Source organism: Kitasatospora sp. NPDC093679 (genome assembly GCF_040683455.1).
Classification (GTDB): Bacteria; Actinomycetota; Actinomycetes; order Streptomycetales; family Streptomycetaceae; genus Kitasatospora; species Kitasatospora arboriphila.
This window is the reverse complement of the sequence record NZ_JBFBDW010000035.1, coordinates 61,573-77,994: the sequence shown is the minus strand read 5'-3', so window position 1 is coordinate 77,994 and position 16,422 is coordinate 61,573. Positions and strand designations below refer to the sequence as shown.

Annotated in this window: 21 protein-coding genes; 15 read left to right on the top strand and 6 right to left on the bottom strand. The window is 74.4% G+C overall.

The window, feature by feature from the left end:
- Positions 1-67 precede the first annotated feature (67 nt).
- The 4 genes from AB0O09_RS25920 to AB0O09_RS25905 are packed head-to-tail and all read left to right on the top strand — an operon-like array spanning position 68 to position 3,248.
- Entirely contained in the window at positions 68-337 is a 270-nt protein-coding gene (locus tag AB0O09_RS25920) for a DUF4040 domain-containing protein (RefSeq protein WP_363544985.1), read from the top strand.
- A complete protein-coding gene (locus tag AB0O09_RS25915; RefSeq protein ID WP_363544983.1) occupies positions 334-1,086 on the top strand; it encodes an MnhB domain-containing protein in 753 nt (250 codons plus the stop codon). The genes AB0O09_RS25920 and AB0O09_RS25915 overlap by 4 nt, the downstream gene beginning before the upstream one ends.
- The gene (locus AB0O09_RS25910) at positions 1,086-1,433 is read left to right on the top strand and encodes a sodium:proton antiporter (RefSeq protein ID WP_363544980.1); all 348 of its coding nucleotides are present in this window, start codon (positions 1,086-1,088) and stop codon (positions 1,431-1,433) included. The genes AB0O09_RS25915 and AB0O09_RS25910 overlap by 1 nt, the downstream gene beginning before the upstream one ends.
- Positions 1,434-1,436: 3 nt before the next feature.
- A complete protein-coding gene (locus tag AB0O09_RS25905; RefSeq protein ID WP_363544977.1) occupies positions 1,437-3,248 on the top strand; it encodes a complex I subunit 5 family protein in 1,812 nt (603 codons plus the stop codon).
- 12 nt (positions 3,249-3,260) lie between these two features.
- Here the strand turns inward: AB0O09_RS25905 and AB0O09_RS25900 are convergent, their stop codons facing one another.
- Positions 3,261-3,815, bottom strand: coding sequence for a hypothetical protein (locus AB0O09_RS25900; RefSeq protein ID WP_363544975.1), 555 nt, complete (start codon positions 3,813-3,815; stop codon positions 3,261-3,263).
- A gap of 32 nt (positions 3,816-3,847) precedes the next feature.
- Positions 3,848-4,999, bottom strand: a complete 1,152-nt coding sequence (locus AB0O09_RS25895) for a glutathione-independent formaldehyde dehydrogenase (RefSeq protein WP_363544972.1) — start codon at positions 4,997-4,999, stop codon at positions 3,848-3,850.
- A 172-nt stretch (positions 5,000-5,171) separates the two neighbouring features.
- Here AB0O09_RS25895 and AB0O09_RS25890 point away from each other — a divergent pair, with 172 nt between their 5' ends.
- The 6 genes from AB0O09_RS25890 to AB0O09_RS25865 all read left to right on the top strand — a co-directional run bounded on the left by AB0O09_RS25890 (position 5,172) and on the right by AB0O09_RS25865 (position 8,904).
- The gene (locus AB0O09_RS25890; protein ID WP_363544970.1) at positions 5,172-6,131 is read left to right on the top strand and encodes an SDR family oxidoreductase; all 960 of its coding nucleotides are present in this window, start codon (positions 5,172-5,174) and stop codon (positions 6,129-6,131) included.
- Positions 6,132-6,238: 107 nt separating this feature from the next.
- On the top strand, positions 6,239-6,994 hold the full coding sequence (locus tag AB0O09_RS25885) for a hypothetical protein (protein WP_363544967.1): 756 nt from the start codon (positions 6,239-6,241) through the stop codon (positions 6,992-6,994).
- A gap of 70 nt (positions 6,995-7,064) precedes the next feature.
- The gene (locus AB0O09_RS25880; RefSeq protein WP_344624854.1) at positions 7,065-7,250 is read left to right on the top strand and encodes a hypothetical protein; all 186 of its coding nucleotides are present in this window, start codon (positions 7,065-7,067) and stop codon (positions 7,248-7,250) included.
- A 42-nt stretch (positions 7,251-7,292) separates the two neighbouring features.
- Complete coding sequence (locus AB0O09_RS25875) at positions 7,293-7,739, top strand: hypothetical protein (RefSeq protein ID WP_363544964.1); 447 nt, start codon at positions 7,293-7,295, stop codon at positions 7,737-7,739.
- Positions 7,740-7,991: 252 nt separating this feature from the next.
- Positions 7,992-8,360 carry an STAS domain-containing protein gene (locus AB0O09_RS25870; RefSeq protein ID WP_363544961.1) on the top strand — a complete coding sequence of 123 codons (369 nt, stop codon included), beginning with the start codon at positions 7,992-7,994 and terminating at the stop codon, positions 8,358-8,360.
- A 61-nt stretch (positions 8,361-8,421) separates the two neighbouring features.
- Positions 8,422-8,904 (top strand): ATP-binding protein, encoded by a 483-nt coding sequence (locus AB0O09_RS25865; RefSeq protein ID WP_363544958.1) that lies wholly within the window; start codon positions 8,422-8,424, stop codon positions 8,902-8,904.
- Positions 8,905-9,278: 374 nt separating this feature from the next.
- Here the strand turns inward: AB0O09_RS25865 and AB0O09_RS25860 are convergent, their stop codons facing one another.
- The 3 genes from AB0O09_RS25860 to AB0O09_RS25850 form a co-directional block, all read right to left on the bottom strand.
- On the bottom strand, positions 9,279-9,497 hold the full coding sequence (locus AB0O09_RS25860) for a DUF6479 family protein (RefSeq protein WP_363544955.1): 219 nt from the start codon (positions 9,495-9,497) through the stop codon (positions 9,279-9,281).
- 159 nt (positions 9,498-9,656) lie between these two features.
- Entirely contained in the window at positions 9,657-10,472 is an 816-nt protein-coding gene (locus tag AB0O09_RS25855) for an SDR family NAD(P)-dependent oxidoreductase (RefSeq protein ID WP_363544952.1), read from the bottom strand.
- A 487-nt stretch (positions 10,473-10,959) separates the two neighbouring features.
- Complete coding sequence (locus AB0O09_RS25850; RefSeq protein WP_363544949.1) at positions 10,960-11,217, bottom strand: hypothetical protein; 258 nt, start codon at positions 11,215-11,217, stop codon at positions 10,960-10,962.
- A gap of 388 nt (positions 11,218-11,605) precedes the next feature.
- Between AB0O09_RS25850 and AB0O09_RS25845 the strand changes: the two genes are divergently transcribed.
- Complete coding sequence (locus tag AB0O09_RS25845) at positions 11,606-12,001, top strand: STAS domain-containing protein (protein ID WP_363544947.1); 396 nt, start codon at positions 11,606-11,608, stop codon at positions 11,999-12,001.
- A 186-nt stretch (positions 12,002-12,187) separates the two neighbouring features.
- The gene (locus AB0O09_RS25840; RefSeq protein WP_363544944.1) at positions 12,188-12,601 is read left to right on the top strand and encodes an ATP-binding protein; all 414 of its coding nucleotides are present in this window, start codon (positions 12,188-12,190) and stop codon (positions 12,599-12,601) included.
- A gap of 168 nt (positions 12,602-12,769) precedes the next feature.
- Here the strand turns inward: AB0O09_RS25840 and AB0O09_RS25835 are convergent, their stop codons facing one another.
- On the bottom strand, positions 12,770-13,339 hold the full coding sequence (locus tag AB0O09_RS25835) for a TetR/AcrR family transcriptional regulator (RefSeq protein ID WP_363544941.1): 570 nt from the start codon (positions 13,337-13,339) through the stop codon (positions 12,770-12,772).
- A gap of 69 nt (positions 13,340-13,408) precedes the next feature.
- Between AB0O09_RS25835 and AB0O09_RS25830 the strand changes: the two genes are divergently transcribed.
- The 3 genes from AB0O09_RS25830 to AB0O09_RS25820 all read left to right on the top strand — a co-directional run bounded on the left by AB0O09_RS25830 (position 13,409) and on the right by AB0O09_RS25820 (position 16,052).
- Positions 13,409-14,584, top strand: a complete 1,176-nt coding sequence (locus tag AB0O09_RS25830; protein WP_363544938.1) for an FAD-dependent monooxygenase — start codon at positions 13,409-13,411, stop codon at positions 14,582-14,584.
- Positions 14,585-14,712: 128 nt separating this feature from the next.
- Positions 14,713-15,450: an SOS response-associated peptidase gene (locus AB0O09_RS25825; protein WP_363544935.1), complete on the top strand. Its 738-nt coding sequence runs from the start codon at positions 14,713-14,715 to the stop codon at positions 15,448-15,450.
- Positions 15,451-15,656: 206 nt separating this feature from the next.
- A complete protein-coding gene (locus tag AB0O09_RS25820) occupies positions 15,657-16,052 on the top strand; it encodes a nuclear transport factor 2 family protein (protein ID WP_363544932.1) in 396 nt (131 codons plus the stop codon).
- Positions 16,053-16,422: the final 370 nt, after the last annotated feature.

The window sequence follows — 16,422 nt, the reverse complement described above, 5'->3', positions numbered from 1 at the left end:
CCGGCGGCACCGCCACCACGATCGCCGTCGGCCGGGCCGTCCGGCAGACCGGGGATGGGGAGGACGGGTGAACCACTGGCTGATCGGCCTCGCCCTCGCCTTCGTCGTCGCCACCGCGACCGTCGCCGTGCTCACCCGCGACCCGGCCCGGCAGGCCGTCGTGCTGTCCGCGCTCGGCCTCGGCCTCGCCGTGCTGTTCGCCGTTCTCCAGGCACCCGACGTCGCCCTCTCCCAACTGGCCGTCGGCACCGCCCTCACCCCGCTGCTGATCCTGCTGACCGTCCGCAAGACGGGCCGCCGCCGCGCCCCCGAGGACCGGGACGAGGAACAGCGGTGACCGCCCGCGCCCGCCTGCTGCTGGCGCTGGCCGCCGCCGCGGTGATCGCCGCCTTCTTCGCCGCCGCCTGCACCGACCTGCCGCCCTTCGGCTCCGCGAGCCACCCCTACGGCGACCGCGCCGTCGCCGCGGCGCTCGCCCACCGCACCGCCAACGTCGTCTCCTCCGTCAACTTCGACCTCCGCGCCTTCGACACCCTCGGCGAGGAGTCCATCCTCTTCGGCACCGTCCTCGGCGCCGCCCTGCTGCTGCGCCGCGCCCGCGACGAACGCCACCACCGCGCCGAGGCCGGACGCGTCCTGCCCACCACCAAGCTCTTCGGCACCCTGCTGCTGCCGGTCACCCTGGTCGTCGGCGTCTACGTCGTCGCCCACGGCCAGCTCAGCCCCGGCGGCGGCTTCCAGGGCGGCGTGGTGCTCGCCACCGCCCTGCACCTCGCCTACGTCGCCGCCGACTACCGCGCCCTGCGCAGCCTGCGGCCGCTCGCCGTCCTCGACGTCACCGACTGCGCCGCCGCGGCCTCCTTCACCCTCGTGGGCCTCGCCACCCTCGCCGCCGGCAGCGCCTTCCTGCAGAACACGCTGCCGCTCGGCACCTTCAACACGATCACCTCCGGCGGCACCGTCCCGCTGCTGAACGCCGCCGTCGGCGTCGAGGTCGCCACCGGGCTGATCGTCCTGATCGCCCACTTCCTCGACCAGGCCGTCGAACTGACCGACCCCGACGAACACCGGAAGGAGCGCCCGTAGTGGGCGTCTGGCCCTACCTCGCCGCCGGCTGGGTGCTGCTCGTCGCCCTGTACGGCCTCGTCACCAGCCGCAACCTCGTGCACGCCGTCGGCTGCCTCGCCGTCGCCCAGTCCTCCACCTACCTGCTGCTGCTCGCCGTCGGCTACCGCGACGGCGGCACCGCCCCCGTCCACTCCGACATCGCCCCCGGCAGCCGGCCCGTCGTCGACCCCGTCGTCCAGGCCCTCGCCCTCACCGACGTGGTCGTCGGCGCCACCGTCACCGCCCTCCTGCTCGCCCTGACCATCCAGCTCCGCAAACGCCACCGCACCGTCGACCCGCAGGCCCTCACCGGCCTCAAGGGCTGACGCATGACCGCCGAGGACCTGCTGCCGCTCGCCGTCGCGATCCCGCTGCTCGGCTCCGCCCTGCTCGCCGTCGCCGGCCGCCGGCTGCCCCGGACCGGCTGCGACGTCCTCGCCACGACGGCGGCCGCCACCGAGGTGCTCTGCCTCGCCGCCCTCCGGGTCAAGAGCCCGGGGATCGCCACCGCCCGGCTCGGCGGCTGGCCGAGCGGCGTGGGCATCGTGCTGGCCGCCGACCCGGTCGGCGCCGGCTGCGCCCTGCTCGCCGCCGTCCTGGTGCTCGCCGCCGTCGTCTACGCCTGGCGGTACTTCGACGAACCGGCCGGCGAACGGGCCGGGATCTTCCCCGCCCTGCTGCTGCTCTTCGAGGCCGGCATGGTCGGCTTCGCGCTCACCGGCGACCTCTTCAACGCCTTCGTCTTCTTCGAACTCATGGGCGCCGCCGCGTACGCCCTGACGGGCTACCGGATCGAGGACCCGAGGCCGCTGCAGGGCGCCCTGGTCTTCGGCATCGTCACCTCCTTCGCCGCGTACTGCTCGCTGCTCGGCATCGGCCTGCTCTACGCCCGCACCGGCGAGCTGAACCTCGCCCGGCTCGGCGAGCGCCTCGCCGGCCACCGCACCGACACGCTGACCGTGGTCGCCTTCGTGCTGGTCGCCACCGCCCTGCTGGTCAAGGCCGCCGCCGTGCCCTTCCACTTCTGGCTGCCCGACGCGCACGCCGTCGCCCCCACCCCCGTCTGCATGCTGATGTCCGGCGTCATGGTGGAACTCGGCGTCTACGGCACCGCCCGCCTCTACTGGACGGTCTTCGCCGGCCCCGGCGGCATCCCGCACGCGGCCTTCCGCACCACCTTCACCGCCCTCGGCGCGCTCACCGCCCTGGTCGGCGCGGTGATGTGCTGGCAGCAGCGCCACCTGAAACGGCTGCTGGCCTTCTCCACCGTCGGCCACGTCGGCCTCTTCCTGATCGGCGTGGCCCTGCTCACCCCGCACGGCACCGCCGGGACGGCGCTGTACGTCGCCGCCCACGGGCTGGTCAAGGCGGCGCTGTTCGGCCTGACCGGGGTGCTGCTCGACCGCTTCGGCTCCGTCGACGAACACGGCCTGTACGGCCGGGGCCGCGGCCTGCGCGCCACCGGCCTGCTCTTCGCGGCCGGCGCCCTCGCCCTGGCCGGCCTCCCGCCGTTCGGAACCGGCCTCGGCAAGGCCCTCGCGGAGGAGGACGCCGGGCACTGGCAGCCCTGGCTGCCGGCGGTGTTCGTGCTCGTCTCCGCGGCCACCGGCGCCGCGGTGCTGCGCGCGGCCCTGCGGATCTTCTGGGGGGTCGGCCCCGCCCCGCGGACCGCGCCCGGGGAGGAGGAGATCACCGGGGAGGGCGAGGAGCCGGAGATCCACGACCCCGCACGCTCCCTGCCGCCCACCATGCTCGCCGTGCCGGGCGTGCTGCTGCTGCTCGGCCTGGTCCTCGGCAGCCTCCCGTCCGCCGCCACCGCCCTGGCGCGCGGTGCGGCCGTCTTCACCGACCCCGCCGCGTACCGGGCCGCCGTGGCGGCGGGCACCACGGCCCTCCCGCCCGCCGAGGAGGCCGGCTGGACGGGGCCCGGAGTGCTCCTCGGCCTGCTGTCGGCCGGGCTGGCCGTGGCGCTCGCCCTGTCCGCCGTACACCACAGGGCCGAACCCCGTGCCCGGCCGCGCCTCGCCGGCCGGGCCGTGCGCGGCCTGCGGCGGCTGCACTCCGGCCACCTCGGCGACTACCTCGCCTGGCTGGCCGTCGGCATCGCCCTGCTCTGCGCGGCCGTCGCCGCGCAGAGCTGACGGCGGACGCGGTCAGGCGTGCTGCGGGACGCCGTCGTGCACCCGGTCCGGGGGCTTCGCCGCCTGCCACTTCCGGCCGAGGGCGTGCCGCAGCACCTCGGCGGCCTCCGCCTGCCGGGCGTCGAGGATCTCCGCCTGCCGGTCGGCCCGTGCCGCCAGCCGCTGGAGCCGGGCGGTGAGCAGGTCGTCGGAGCACGCCGCCCGCAGCGCCCGCCAGAGCGCGATCTTGCCCTGGACGCCGGAGCGCATCGCCTCCGTCTCCAGCAGGTCGCTCAGCGGCGAGCGGCGCAGCACCCGCCCGTTGAGCTTCAGCCGGCCGGCCAGCTCGGCACCCGCGCCGAGCAGCATCCGGTGCCGCCGGGGCCGGACACCCAGCGCCCGCATCAGGGCGACGAGTTCGTCCCGGTCCTCGGCGATCTCCCGGGCCATGGTCCGCAGATCGGGGGCGTCCGGGCCGGCCGGGTGCGTGCGGGCGATCCGGCGGGCGAGCGCCGCACCGCCGTACGAGCCGGCCAGGTGGTCGTTGAGGTAGATGGCGAGCCATCGCTCGCCGTCGCGGTCGGTCATCGGTGGTACTCCTTCGCGTGGGTTCTCCGTGGTCAGGCGGCGAGGGCCGTCGGCCGCAGCAGGACCTTCGTCCAGCCGTCGTCCCGGTGGTCGAAGCAGCGGTAGCCGCGCGGCGCCTCGGCGAGCGGCAGCTCGTGCGAGACGAGGAAGGACGGCTCGGCCCGTCCGGCGGTGATCAGGTCGCGCAGCCGGGCGTTGTACCGCTTCACCGGGCACTGGCCGGTGCCCATCCGCTGGCCCTTGGTGAAGAAGGTGCCGTAGTCGAAGCCGATCCGGCCCTCCTTGGCACCGTCGGTGGCGGCCTCCGGGTCCTCGGGGACGTAGACGCCGACCACGCCGATGCCGCCGGCCGTCCGGACGGCCCCGACCAGCTGGTCCAGGACGAGCTCGGGGTGTTCCCGGCCGGTCGGGTCGTGCGCCTGGTAGCCGACCGCCTCGACGCCGCAGTCCGCGCCGGCGCCGTGGGTGGCGTCGGTGATCTGCTCGACCGGGTCGGCCGCGGAGAAGTCGACCGGTTCGGCGCCGATCCGCTCGGCGAGTGCCAGCCGGTCCGGCTCCTGGTCGACGACGAAGACCCGGGCGGCGCCGCGGATCACCGCGCTGTGCGCGGCCAGCAGGCCGACCGGGCCCGCGCCGAACACCGCCACGGTGTCGCCCGGCCGCATGCCGGCCAGCTCGGTGCCGTGCCAGCCGGTCGGGAAGACGTCCGACAGCATGGTGAAGTCGTTCTCGTGCTCGGTGCCCGCCGGGAGCTCCAGCAGGTTGAAGTCCGCGTGCGGCACTCGCAGGTACTCGGCCTGCCCGCCGCGGTACGGGCCCATGTTGGCGTAGCCGTACGCCGCGCCGTCGACGCCCTCGGTCGGGTTCGTCCGGAGGCAGAACGCCGTCAGCCCCTCCACGCAGTTGCGGCAGCTGCCGCAGGCGATGTTGAACGGCACGGACACCCGGTCGCCCGGCTCGATCCGGGTGACGCCCGGGCCGGTCTCCTCGACGACGCCCATGTTCTCGTGACCGAGGACCTTGCCCTCCTCCACCGGGGTGCGGCCCTCGTACATGTGCAGGTCGGAACCGCAGATGTTGGTCGTGGTGATGCGCACGACCGCGTCCCCAGGGGCCTCCAGCCGCGGGTCGGGCACCTCCTCGACCGACACCTCGAACGGCCCCTTGAACACCACTGCCTTCACGCCCACCACCCTCTCCGCGCATCTCGTCGTCCGGTGGTCGCGGCTGCCCGTCGCGGGGTGGCGGAAACCGCCGGGCCGGCCGTTTGCCCGGCCGGGGCACGGACAGGCGCCGACGGGGGAGTTCCGCACGGGCGCCGCCCGTTCGGGCCCGACACCGGAGACGGAGAAGCCCATGCACCACCACGACGACCGCTTCCACGGCGCCACCGCACTGGTCACCGGCGGATCCCGCGGGCTGGGCCTGCTGATCGCCGGCGAACTCGCCGACCGCGGCGCCCGGGTGATGATCTGCGCCCGCGATCCGCAGGAACTCGCCACCGCCGAACGCGAGCTGAGCGGCCGAGGCACCGTCGCCTCCACCGTCTGCGACCTCGCGGAACCGGACGCCCCCGAGCGGCTGGTCGCCGCCACCGTCGAGCGGTTCGGCCGGCTCGACGTGCTGGTGAACAACGCCGGACTGATCCAGGTCGGTCCGCTGGAGGCCTTCGCCGCCGAGGACTTCGACCGCGCACTGGACGTCATGGTGCGGGCGCCCGTCCGGCTGGTGCTCGCCGCCCTGCCCGGCATGCGCGAGCGCCGCAGCGGCACTATCGTCACCGTCTCCTCGATCGGCGGCCGCATCCCGGCCCCGCACCTGCTGCCCTACGTCACTGCCAAGTTCGCGCTCGCCGGGCTGTCCGCGGGCCTGCGCGCCGAACTCGCCGCCGACGGCATCAGCGTCACCACCGTCCTGCCGGGCCTGATGCGCACCGGCTCCCACCGGGCCGCCGCCTTCGCCGGCCGGCCGGAGCGCGAGTACGCCTGGTTCGGGCCCGCCGCGGGCCTGCCGCTGCTCACCATGGACGCGTCCCGCGCCGCCCGGGCGATCGTCCGGGCCGCCGAACGGGGCCGCCCGGAGCTGGTGCTCACCCCCGCGGCCAAGCTCGGCAGCCGGGTCTACGGCCTGGCGCCCGCCACCACCACCCGCGCCCTCACCCTGGCCGCCCGGCTGCTGCCCTCCGCCGGCGCCCGGCCCAGCCGCCCGGTCGCGGGCACCGACGCCGCCGCCGAGGCCGAGCGCAGGTACCCGCCGGTCGGTGCACTGACCGGCCTCGGCGACCGCGCCGGGCGCGGCACCAACGAGCCGCAGTGACCGGAGGCCGGTAGTGGCGGCGGACAGCGCCGGAGCCGTGCGGGGGAGTGGACTGCGCTTCTGGGGGAAGCCGCCGGTCAGCCGCACCGATCCGGAGGACCGCCGCGATGAGCACGGACAGCCGAACGTCGACCGCCCGTCGGTCACCGAACCCCCGCCGCACGCGGATGCAGCAGCGCCACCCCCGGCACGAGCGCCGCGGCGAGGCCCGGCTGCCCGCGATGGTGGCCACCCTGGTGGCGATCATGCTCTACCTCGCCCTGCCGGAGCCCCTGCTCGTCGCCCCCCGCTACGTCCTGCCGGCCCTGGAGGTGCTGCTCCTGATCACGCTGGTCGCGGTGAACCCGCACCGGATGACCCGCGAGAACCGCCTGTCCAGAAGCGTGTCACTGGCCCTGGTCGGCCTGATCGGCGTGAGCAACCTGGTGGCGCTGGGCCTGCTCGTCCACGCGCTGGTGGCGGCGGACGTCAAGGACGGCGGATCGCTGCTGGTCGCCGCCCTCCAGGTCTGGGCCACCGACGTCATCGTCTTCGGCCTCGCGTTCTGGGAACTCGACCGCGGCGGACCGGTCACGCGCACCCAGGTGCCGCGCACGGACCTCCCCCTCGCGGACTTCCGCTTCTCCCAGGACGAGAACCACGACGCGGTGGAGGAGGTCGCCGACGGTTCCAGCCGCTCCTGCGACTGGGCGCCCACCCTGATCGACTACCTCTACGTCTCGGTGACCAACTCCACCGCCTTCAGCCCGACCGACACCATGCCGCTCTCCGCCCGCGCCAAGATCCTCATGGGCGTCGAGAGCATCGCCGCGCTCATCACCTCCCTCCTCGTCATCGCCCGCGCGGTCAGCGTCCTGCACTGACCGGCCCTCGGCCCGGGGGAGATCCACGTCCGCGGTCGCGGTGGGCCCCGTGCTGTCGTAGACCGGGGGTATGGACGAGGAGAAGACGTCGTGGCATCCCGGCGAGATCGTGCCCGCGAGCGGGATCTACGAGTGCGACTGCGGGGCCGGGCACCACTGGAGCACGGATGTGAAGGGGCACCGGTTCCCGCCGCTTCCGGCCGGATGCCCGGGCGGGTCGTGGTCGCTGAAGACGGAGGCCCATCCGGGCACGTGACGACGCGCGGCGCGCCGGTTCGTCGATCTGGGGGTGACGGCGGTGGGTGAGGGTCCGGTGCTGTGGGCGCTGGTGGTGCGGGAGACGGGCGACGGCAGCGCGCTGGCCGAGGTCGTCGTCGAGGTCGACGCCGGCCACTGGGGCGGCTTGGCGACGGATGCGTGGGAGAGCGGGTTCGTGGCTGCGGGCGGCGTGCCGGTCTCGACGGGGACGGTGCAGGTCCGCGGTGGGCGGTTCGAGCGGCTGGTGCTGGTCGGCGGCCGTGAGGTGTGGGAGCCGGCGCCGGTGATGGAGACCCCGCGGGAGTGGTTGTCGGCCGCGGCGGGGGCCGGCGGTGTGGTGGTCACGGTGGTGGCGCCGGGCACGTGGCCGCCCGATCTCGCCGACGTTGCGGCCGGCCGCCAGGCGCAGGTCTTCGCGGACTGGCTCGACGAGGTGCGGGCGAGCGGGGCGGTGCTCCAGGGCGTGGCGGACCTCGACCTCGGGTGAGCCTGCGGGGCGTCCGGGCAGCCGGAGCATGTGCGAGGTCGCGGTCGTCGCCGAGGTGCAGTGGTCGGCCCCGTGGAGGGTGGGCCGGCCGCCGGGGACCTGCTGTGCCTGGGTGCCGCGGGCGGCGGCGCGACTTACGGTGGACGGTGGAGCCGGTCCGCGGTCAGGGCGGCCCGGCTCCGGCGGGTTCCCCGACGGGGTCCGATCACGGCCGACGGAACGGTCCCGCGGCGGGCGGAAGGAGCGCGAGGCGTGGCGGACGAGTTGAAGACCGGCGTCGAACTGGTGGGCGCGGTCGCCGTGTGCACGCTCGCCGGCGACCTCCACCGCGACACCGAGGACGAGGTCCGCGCCGCGGTGTCCGAGGCGCTCGGCCTGCTGCCGCAGGTGCTGGCCGTCGACCTGCACGGGGTCGAGCTGTTCACCTCCAGCGCCCTGAACGCCCTGCTGCAGGCCCGCGAGGCCGCATCCGACCGGGCCGTCCCGGTGGTGCTGATCTCCCCGCCCGGCGGGGTACGCCGGGTCCTGGAGGTGACCGGTGCCGCCGAGCTGTTCGCCGTCTGCGCGAGTGTCCGGGAAGCGGCCGGGTACGCCCGGCCGCCGCGGAGCCCCGGGGCGTAGACGGCGCCGGAGTGGGCAGACGTCCGGGGCGGAGAACCTTCGGTATCGACCAGGGAAAGCCATGTTCGCCTCCCCTTCCTCCGCAGTCCTGGACCGCCGACAGCTGGACTTCCCGCCCGACCGCCGGGGCGGCGGTTGCGTGAGCGAGGGCATCGACTTCACCCGCCACGCCCTCGCCGTCTGGCACCTGACCGGCCCCCGGGCCGCCGACGACACGGTGCTGGTGGCCGCCGAGTTCCTGGCGAACGCCGCCGAGCACGCCGACGGCCCACTCGCCCTCGGCCTGGAGAAGCACCCGGGGCGGCTGCGAATCGCCGTCACCGACACCTCCCCCGCCCGGCCGCGCCTGCAGGAGGACTACCGCCCGGACACCCCGCACGGGCACGGCCTGATCCTCGTCGACCGCATCGCCGCCGACTGGGGCTGGGCCGCCGACGGCGGGGGCAAGGCCGTCTGGGCCGAGGTGACGATCCCCTCCGAACCCGACCCGCGCCCCGCGCACCGTGCGGCCCGGGCCGACCCGGATCCGCTGTTCGACAACTGACCGGGCATCGAGGCGCGGCAGTGACGGGTCGGGGTGAAGGCACCGGCGTCGGCGACAGCAGCTCGGTGTCTGTCGGGGAGCCCGGCGCTCTGCCGCGCGGGCGCTGCCGGTGGGCGCGCGGCCGAGCACTGCTGTCAGGACGGGTGGGCGCCGGACCCGAGGGCGCGTCCCAGGGCGAGGTGGGTCAGCCACGCTCCGGCCGGCACGCATCGGGTGGACGGCCGAGTTCGGGCCTCCTGCCGGCCCCGGCTCTTGAGATCCCTGCCGAGCCTCGCTCCGGTCGATGGGGAGGGGGCACCGGAGGGGGACGGGGAGCGATGTCGAGGGTCGGCGCGGTGCCGTCCCAGAGGTGGACGGCACCGCGCCGCCCGTTCCTACGGCCCGCCCTTGCGTGCCTTGTCGCCCGGCTCTTCGGCGCTCCTCAGATCCACCGGTGGCGGCTCGCGGTCCTCGCGACGCCGGCCGAGGACGAAGGCCAGGACGAGGACGACCACCACGGCCGCGCCGGCCGCGATCAGCCACAGATGAGGGCCCGAGCCGTCCGCGGCGAGGGCCGAGACGTCTGCCGGTCGTATCGAGTTCATGAGGGTCATGGCGCGGCGCCTGTCCCGTGCGGGGACGGCCAAACCCCGGACACGGTCGACCACTGACGGTGGCGGACGGTCTGCGGCCACCCGTCGACCGGCACGGCCCCACCGCCCCCGGTGCCGTGCCCGGCCGCTCGGCGGTGGGCCTGCGGGTGCCGGAGGCTGTCAGGTGGCGTCGTCCGGGCCGGGCGCGCCGGAGCCGGGTTCCGCCATCCGGCGGTGGGTCCCGGCCTTGGCGCTGTCGGGCAGGACCTTGTTGGCGAGGCCCTGGGCCCGGGTCTTGAGCGAACCGGCGATGATCTTGTCCTTGCCGGCCATCAGGGCGTCGAAGCCCTGCCGTGCGACCTGGGCGGGGTCGTCCTTGTGCCCGCTGCCGACCTTGGTGTCCTGCATGCCGGCTCGGCGGAAGAAGTCGGTGTCGGTCGGGCCGGGCATCAGGGCGGTGACGGTGACGCCGGTGTCCTCCAGCTCGTTCTGCAGGGCCTGGGCGAACGACTGGAGGAAGGACTTCGACGCGTTGTAGACGGCCTGGAAGGGGCCGGGCATGGTCGCGGCGATCGACGAGGTGATGAGGATGCGGCCCTCGTCGCGGGCGGCCATCTCGCGCAGCAGCCGTTTGGCCAGGTGCACGGTGGCGGTGATGTTGACGTCGATGATCTCGAACTCGTCGTCGAGACCGGTGTCGAGGAACGGCCCGCCCCGGCCGACACCCGCGTTGAGTGCGGCGGCATCCACGGGTCTCCCGGTCGCGGCGATGGCGGACCAGAGGGTGTCCACGCCGCGGCGGGTCCGCAGGTCGGCGCGGACGTCGGTGACGGCGACGCCGTGGCCGCGCAATTCCTCGGCGGCAGCGGCGAGCCCGCCGTCCTCGGCGTTGACCAGGAGGTCGAAGCCGTGTTCGGCGAACTCGCGGGCGAGTTCGTACCCGATGCCGCTGGAGGCACCGGTCACGACCGCGAAGGGTCTGGTGGAAGTGGTCATGCCCGCGCGGCTACCCGCGCAGCCTCGGCGGAACCGGCCACGGCGGTCACCGCATCGGATGGACGCCCCGCCGCGAGGACGCCCGGAGCACCGGCCGCCACGGGCGCGGGGCAGTCCGGTCGCGGCCAGGCCGCCCCGGACCGTGGAGCGGCGAAAAGCGGCTAACCGCGACCACGGGGACCGACCGGAGGAGACGGGGAGCCGTGACGTCCGCCGCGGCCACCGCGCCGTTGCCGCCCGGCGGGTCGGACCCCGTACGGGCCTGACGATCCGGAGCGGCCGTGCCGGTGTGCGGCCCCGCACCGCCTCGACTCGTGCAGCGGTCGGCCGTGTCGTCGTCCGGACGAGGCGGTCTTCGTCCTGTCCCCCGGTGGTGCCCGGCCGTCCTTCCCCCGACGGCCGGGCCGTGTGGTCTCCGACCGCAGCCGCTCCGGTCACGGACGCGGGACGGCCACGCCGGTATCGACAGCCCGGTGGGTCCGCCGGTTCAGCGGGCGTTGGAGCGCCAGGCATCGCGGGCAGCGCTGGTGGCGGACGCGGCCTGATGGGCGGTGCGGGAGGCCATTTCCACAGGATGGGTCTCCCAGGCGGTCGCTATCCGGCGTCCGGCGGTGACGAGGGCGATGGTGACCAGAGCCGCTCCTGCGACGCTCAGGAGGGCCCCGGCGCCGGCCATGGCGGCGCCCAGGGTGAGGCGGTGGACGTTCGGATGGAACTGCTCGGCGTGCACGTGGATGTTCGACATGCCTCCACCATGCGCGGCGCCGTTTTCCGCCGCACCCGCACCCGCGGCCGTGGCGGTTCCCTGACCGTGCGCAGCGCCCGTGCACCGTCACCGCAGCGTGCGACCCGTGTGCCGGTGGACGTCCTCGGCCGCCCGCCGGCAGATCCGCAGTCCGCCGAGCCCCCGCCGGCGACGGGTGCGCCGCCTCGGGCTCCGGCCCTGCGCGGATCGGTGCGGGATCGGTGGGTGGGGGCGGGCCGGCGGGGTAGGGGCGGTGTACCGGTGCACGTCATCGTGGCGTTCGCCGGATGCCCGTCGGCTGTCGCCGCACTGTCTCCCGACCCCGCGCGGAAATGCTGCCCCGGCCCACCCCTCAGGTGGAGCCATCGGTGGGCTCGGAGGGCACGTCATGGCTGCCTACGACGGTCTTGCGCAGCGGGCCGGGCCGGTACCCGACATCATGATCCGCACCGCCCCGGCGGGGGGAGCGGTGGTGTGCGCGTTGGCCGGGATGCTGCACGCGGAGAACCGGGAGCAGGTGCGGCAGGCACTGGACGCGGCCATCGGCCGGCACCCGGCCCTCCTGGCAGTGGACCTGTCCGCGGTACGCATGTTCACCTCCAGCGCGGTGAACGTGCTGCTGGGGGCCCGCCGCACCGCACGAGCGGCCGGCCTCCCGCTGGTCCTGATCGCCCCCTGCACGTGCGTGCGCCGCACCCTGGCGATCGCCGGCACCGACGGGCTGTTCCCGACCTTCCCCCACCTCGAGCAGGCGCTGCGCCGGCGTGGTCCGTCCGCACCCTAGGAGCTGTCTTCAAAGGGTGCTCGAGTGGTCGATTCAGGGGCGCGTGGGGGCACCTATGTGGCATCCGTACGCCTTTGAGGACACGTCCTGGGGCGCCCAGCCGTTGCTGCCGTCCGGGGCATGGAACGCGCGCGACGGGCAGACGCGAACGCCGACCGCCCCTCTTCGGCCTGCTCGAGTATGATCATGTGCCCATCGCTTGCCCCCACGGCCCACCGCCGCCTGGCCTTCCCGCCGGGCGAGCGCGGCGCAGAGGTGCGCCGGGGCATCGACTTCGTCCGCCTCACGCTGGCGCACTGGCGGCCCGGGACCGAGGCGGCAGCCGTGGACGACGTGCTGCTGGTGGCGGCCGAGCTGATCACCAACGCCGTCGACCACGCAGACGGCCCGGTCGCCGTGGAGCTGTGGCTCGCCGTGCGCGGCGGGCGGCTGCGGATCGACGTCACCGACACCAGCCCGGCCGAACCCCGGATCCTTGCCGTTGAGCCGGGGGAGCCGCACCACCGCGGCCTGCGCATCGTCGACCACATCGCCCACGCCTGGGGCCACCGCCCCGAGGGGGTGGGCAAGACGGTCTGGGCCGAGCTCCACTTGCCGTGACCGCCGCCCGGCGTGATGACGCTGCCGGCGCGGTCGCGCCGGGATTCAGGCGCCCTGACGGCGAAGGTCGCCGTCACCCACCGGGCCGACCGGATCCCGGAACCGGCCGGCGGCCCGGCGGTTCCGCCCTCGCGTGGTTCGCCCTCGCCCCGCAGCCGGACGGCTTCGTCAGGCGGGGGGACGGAGTCCTTGCAGCAGGACGGTGAGGTAGGCATCGACGAGCTGCTGGGACGGAGGCCGAGCGCGGGCGATCGCCAGGGCGGTTCGGCCGATCAGGCTGGTCGCGACGGCGGGATCGACGTCGGTGCGGACCGCGCCGTTCCGCTGGGCTCCTTCGACCATCTCTTCCATCACGCGGGCGAGGTCGCCGCGCAGGGCGGTGGTGGTGGGCATGTTCAGGCCCCCCAACTGGTCGCCGGCGGAGTGGTGCGCGCTCTGGAAGGCGACCAGCTCGGGGAGGAAGAGGTCCAGGGCCCGTCCGGACTCCGTCCCGGCGAGCAGGTCGCGGGCCCGCTGGACGACGGGCGCGAGCAAACCGGAGACCGCCGCGTCGAGGAGGGCGTCCTTGCCGCCGAACGTGCGCACGACGGTGGCTGCTCCCAGCCCCGCCCTTCTCGCGATCGTCTCGACGGTGAGCGGTGTGCCGGGCTCGGCCAGTAGTGCGGTTGCCGCGTCGAGTGCGAGCCGGCGGTTGCGCAGGGCGTCGGCCCGGCGCGGGGTTCCGGAGGACGTTGACAAGTGAAACGCGCCTTCCACATACTCTACTGGAATGACTGTTCCACTTAGTCTAGCGGAAAGCAGCTGCCGATGAACGAGCGGATCCTGATCTCCGGGGCAGGCATCGCCGGTCTGGCCCTGGCGCACTGGCTGGCCCGGTACGGCTTCCGGACCACGGTGGTCGAGCGGGCTCCAGCACTGCGCACCGGCGGCAACGGGGTGGACGTGCGCGCCGGGGCCGTCGAAGTCGCCGAGCGGATGGGGATCATGTCACGGGTCCGCGAGCTGGCCGCCGATGTCCGGGGAATGAAGTTCGTCGACTCCTCGGACCGGGTCGTGGCCCGGGTCGACACGCGGGACCCGGCCTCCGTGGAGATCATGCGGGGCGACCTCGTCGCGCTGCTGGGCGGAGTGGCCGACCCCGAGTACCTGTTCGACGACTCCGTCCGGCGCCTGGAGCAGGACGACGACGGCGTGCTCGTCACCTTCGAACGGGCCCCCGCCCGCCGCTTCCACCTGGTCGTCGGTGCCGACGGGATGCACTCCACCGTCCGTCGGCTCGCCTTCGGACCGGAGGAGCGGTTCGTCCGGTTCAAGGATCACTACTTCGCCTTCGCGGGCGCCGACGCCTCCCTCGGCGAGGACCGCTGGGTGACGATGTTCAACACCCCGGGCCGCATGGCCGGAATCTACCGTTCCGGGAATCATGCCCAGGCCAAGGCCTATTTCATGTTCCGTTCCGCGCCGCTGGAGTACGACCACCGGGATGTCACGGAGCACAAACACCTGATCAGCGAGCGGTTCGCCGGTGGCAGGTCGTGGCGGATCCGGGAACTCCTCGACTCCGCTCTCACCGACCCGGAGTTCTACTTCGACGCCCTGGGCCAGGTCAGGATGGACTCCTGGCACAACGGCCGCGTCGCGCTGGTCGGGGACGCCGCCTGGTGCGCGTCGCCCGCCTCGGGCGCCGGCGCGGAACTGGCCCTGGTCGGCGCCTACCGCCTGGCGGGGGAGCTGGCCGCCGCGGACGGCGACCACCTGGCCGCCTTCCCCCGCTACCACACCGTCCACCGCCCGCTGGTCGACCGGAAGCAGCGGATCGGGCCCAACGTCCGCATCATGATCCCCGGGACGGCCGGCGGCCGGTTCGTCCGCGACGCCTTCGCCCGCCTCCCGCTCATGAACGCGATCGGCGGACTGGACCGCCGCCTGCGGGCGAGGAACGCCGCCGCCCTGCCGGACTACTCCCGGTCCCGACGGCCGTAGCCGGCCGTCACACCCCGCGGCCCGGCCGGCCGACACCCCGCGGTCGTGCCCGTTCCCGCGTGGCCCCCGCCCGCGCAACGCCGCGCCGGTGCGCCCGGTTGTCGGTGCCCGGTGGCACAGTGGGGAAGATGTGCGGCAGGTACGTCTCCACCAGCAGTCCCCAGGACCTCGTCGGCCTGTTCAACGTGGCCCACTGGGATCCCGCCGAGACGCTGCAGCCCGACTACAACGTCGCCCCGACCAAGGACGTCTGGACGGTGCTGGAGCGCCTCGACAAGGAGACCGGCGAGATCCAGCGCCAGCTCCGCGCGCTGCGCTGGGGCCTGGTGCCGTCCTGGGCGAAGGACCCCTCGGTCGGCGCCCGCATGATCAACGCCCGGGTCGAGACCGTCCACGAGAAGCCCGCCTACCGGCGCGCCTTCGCCTCCCGCCGCTGCCTGCTCCCCGCCGACGGCTTCTACGAGTGGACGCCGTTGCCGGCCGCCGAGGGCGCGAAGCCCCGCAAGCAGCCCTACTTCATCGCCCCCGCGGACGGCTCCCTGATGGCGATGGCGGGCCTGTACGAGTTCTGGCACGACAAGACCCGGCCCGCCGGTGACCCCGCCGCCTGGCTCGCCACCGTCACCGTCATCACCACCGAAGCCACCGACGCCGCCGGCCGCATCCACGACCGCATGCCGCTCACCATCGGCCCCGCGGACGCCGACGCGTGGCTCGACCCCGCCCGCACCGACCCCGACGAACTCCGCGCCCTGCTCCGCACTCCCGCCGGAGGCCGGCTCACCGCCACCCCCGTCTCCACCGCCGTGAACAACGTCCGCAACAACGGCCCCCAGCTCTTGGAGCCCGTCCCCGAACCGGCATGACCGGATCGCCCGTGACCATCGGTCAACCGGTCTCCGCCCGATGGGCGCCGCTCGCCCCGGTCGCACGGCGCCGGTTCGGGTGCCGCGGGCAGGCGGCGACGAAGGCGCCCGGGAGGTGGCCGTGCCGGGCACGCCGTCGAGTCGTCGTGCCGCCGGGGCGGTGGCAGGCTGGAGACACGGAGTTGCGGCCCAAGAGGTGATCCGTCATGACTGAGCACCCACACGTCTCGCTGGTGCGCAAGGGGTACGAAGCGTTCTCCCGCGGGGACATGACCACCCTGTCCGACATCCTTGCCAAGGACGTGACCCACCACGTTCCGGGCACCCACATGCTTTCCGGTGACCACAAGGGGCAGAAGGCGGTCCTGGAGTACTACCAGCGGCTCGGCACCGAGAGCGCCGGCTCCTTCAAGGTCGAACTGCAGCACCTGTTCGTCGACGGCCGGGGCCACGTGATGTCGGTGCACCGCGCCACCGCCGAACGTGGCGGCAAGCAGTTGGACGCCATGGGCGGGATCATGTTCAGGATCGTCGGTGAGAAGGTCACCGACCTGGACGAATGCGTCGACGACCTGTCGGTCGGCGACGAGTTCTGGGGCTGAGCGCCCGAAGCGCACGACTGCCGGGCGGCGGCCGTCGCCCGATGCACCCGTGCGCGCCGGGCGAGCACCCGGACCCCGGACCGACGGGGTGGACCCCGCCGCGGGAGCACCCGCGTGCGGACGCCGGGGTCGGCCTCCGCGCTCCGGCCGATGAGGGGGCGTGCACGCCACCGAACACGAACAGCCGTCGAGTCGTCACGGGGGAACGACAGTACGGGCGACCGTCGGCAACGCCGTTGCTCATTCGAATTGCCCGTGAACGTGTGCAGAATTTTCACATGTGATTTGTGGGCGGCCGAACCGCAGGTCAGCTCCCTGAGCGGCGCGGATTTCGAGAACCGGCCGGGCAGGGACCGGACCGGCAGATTGC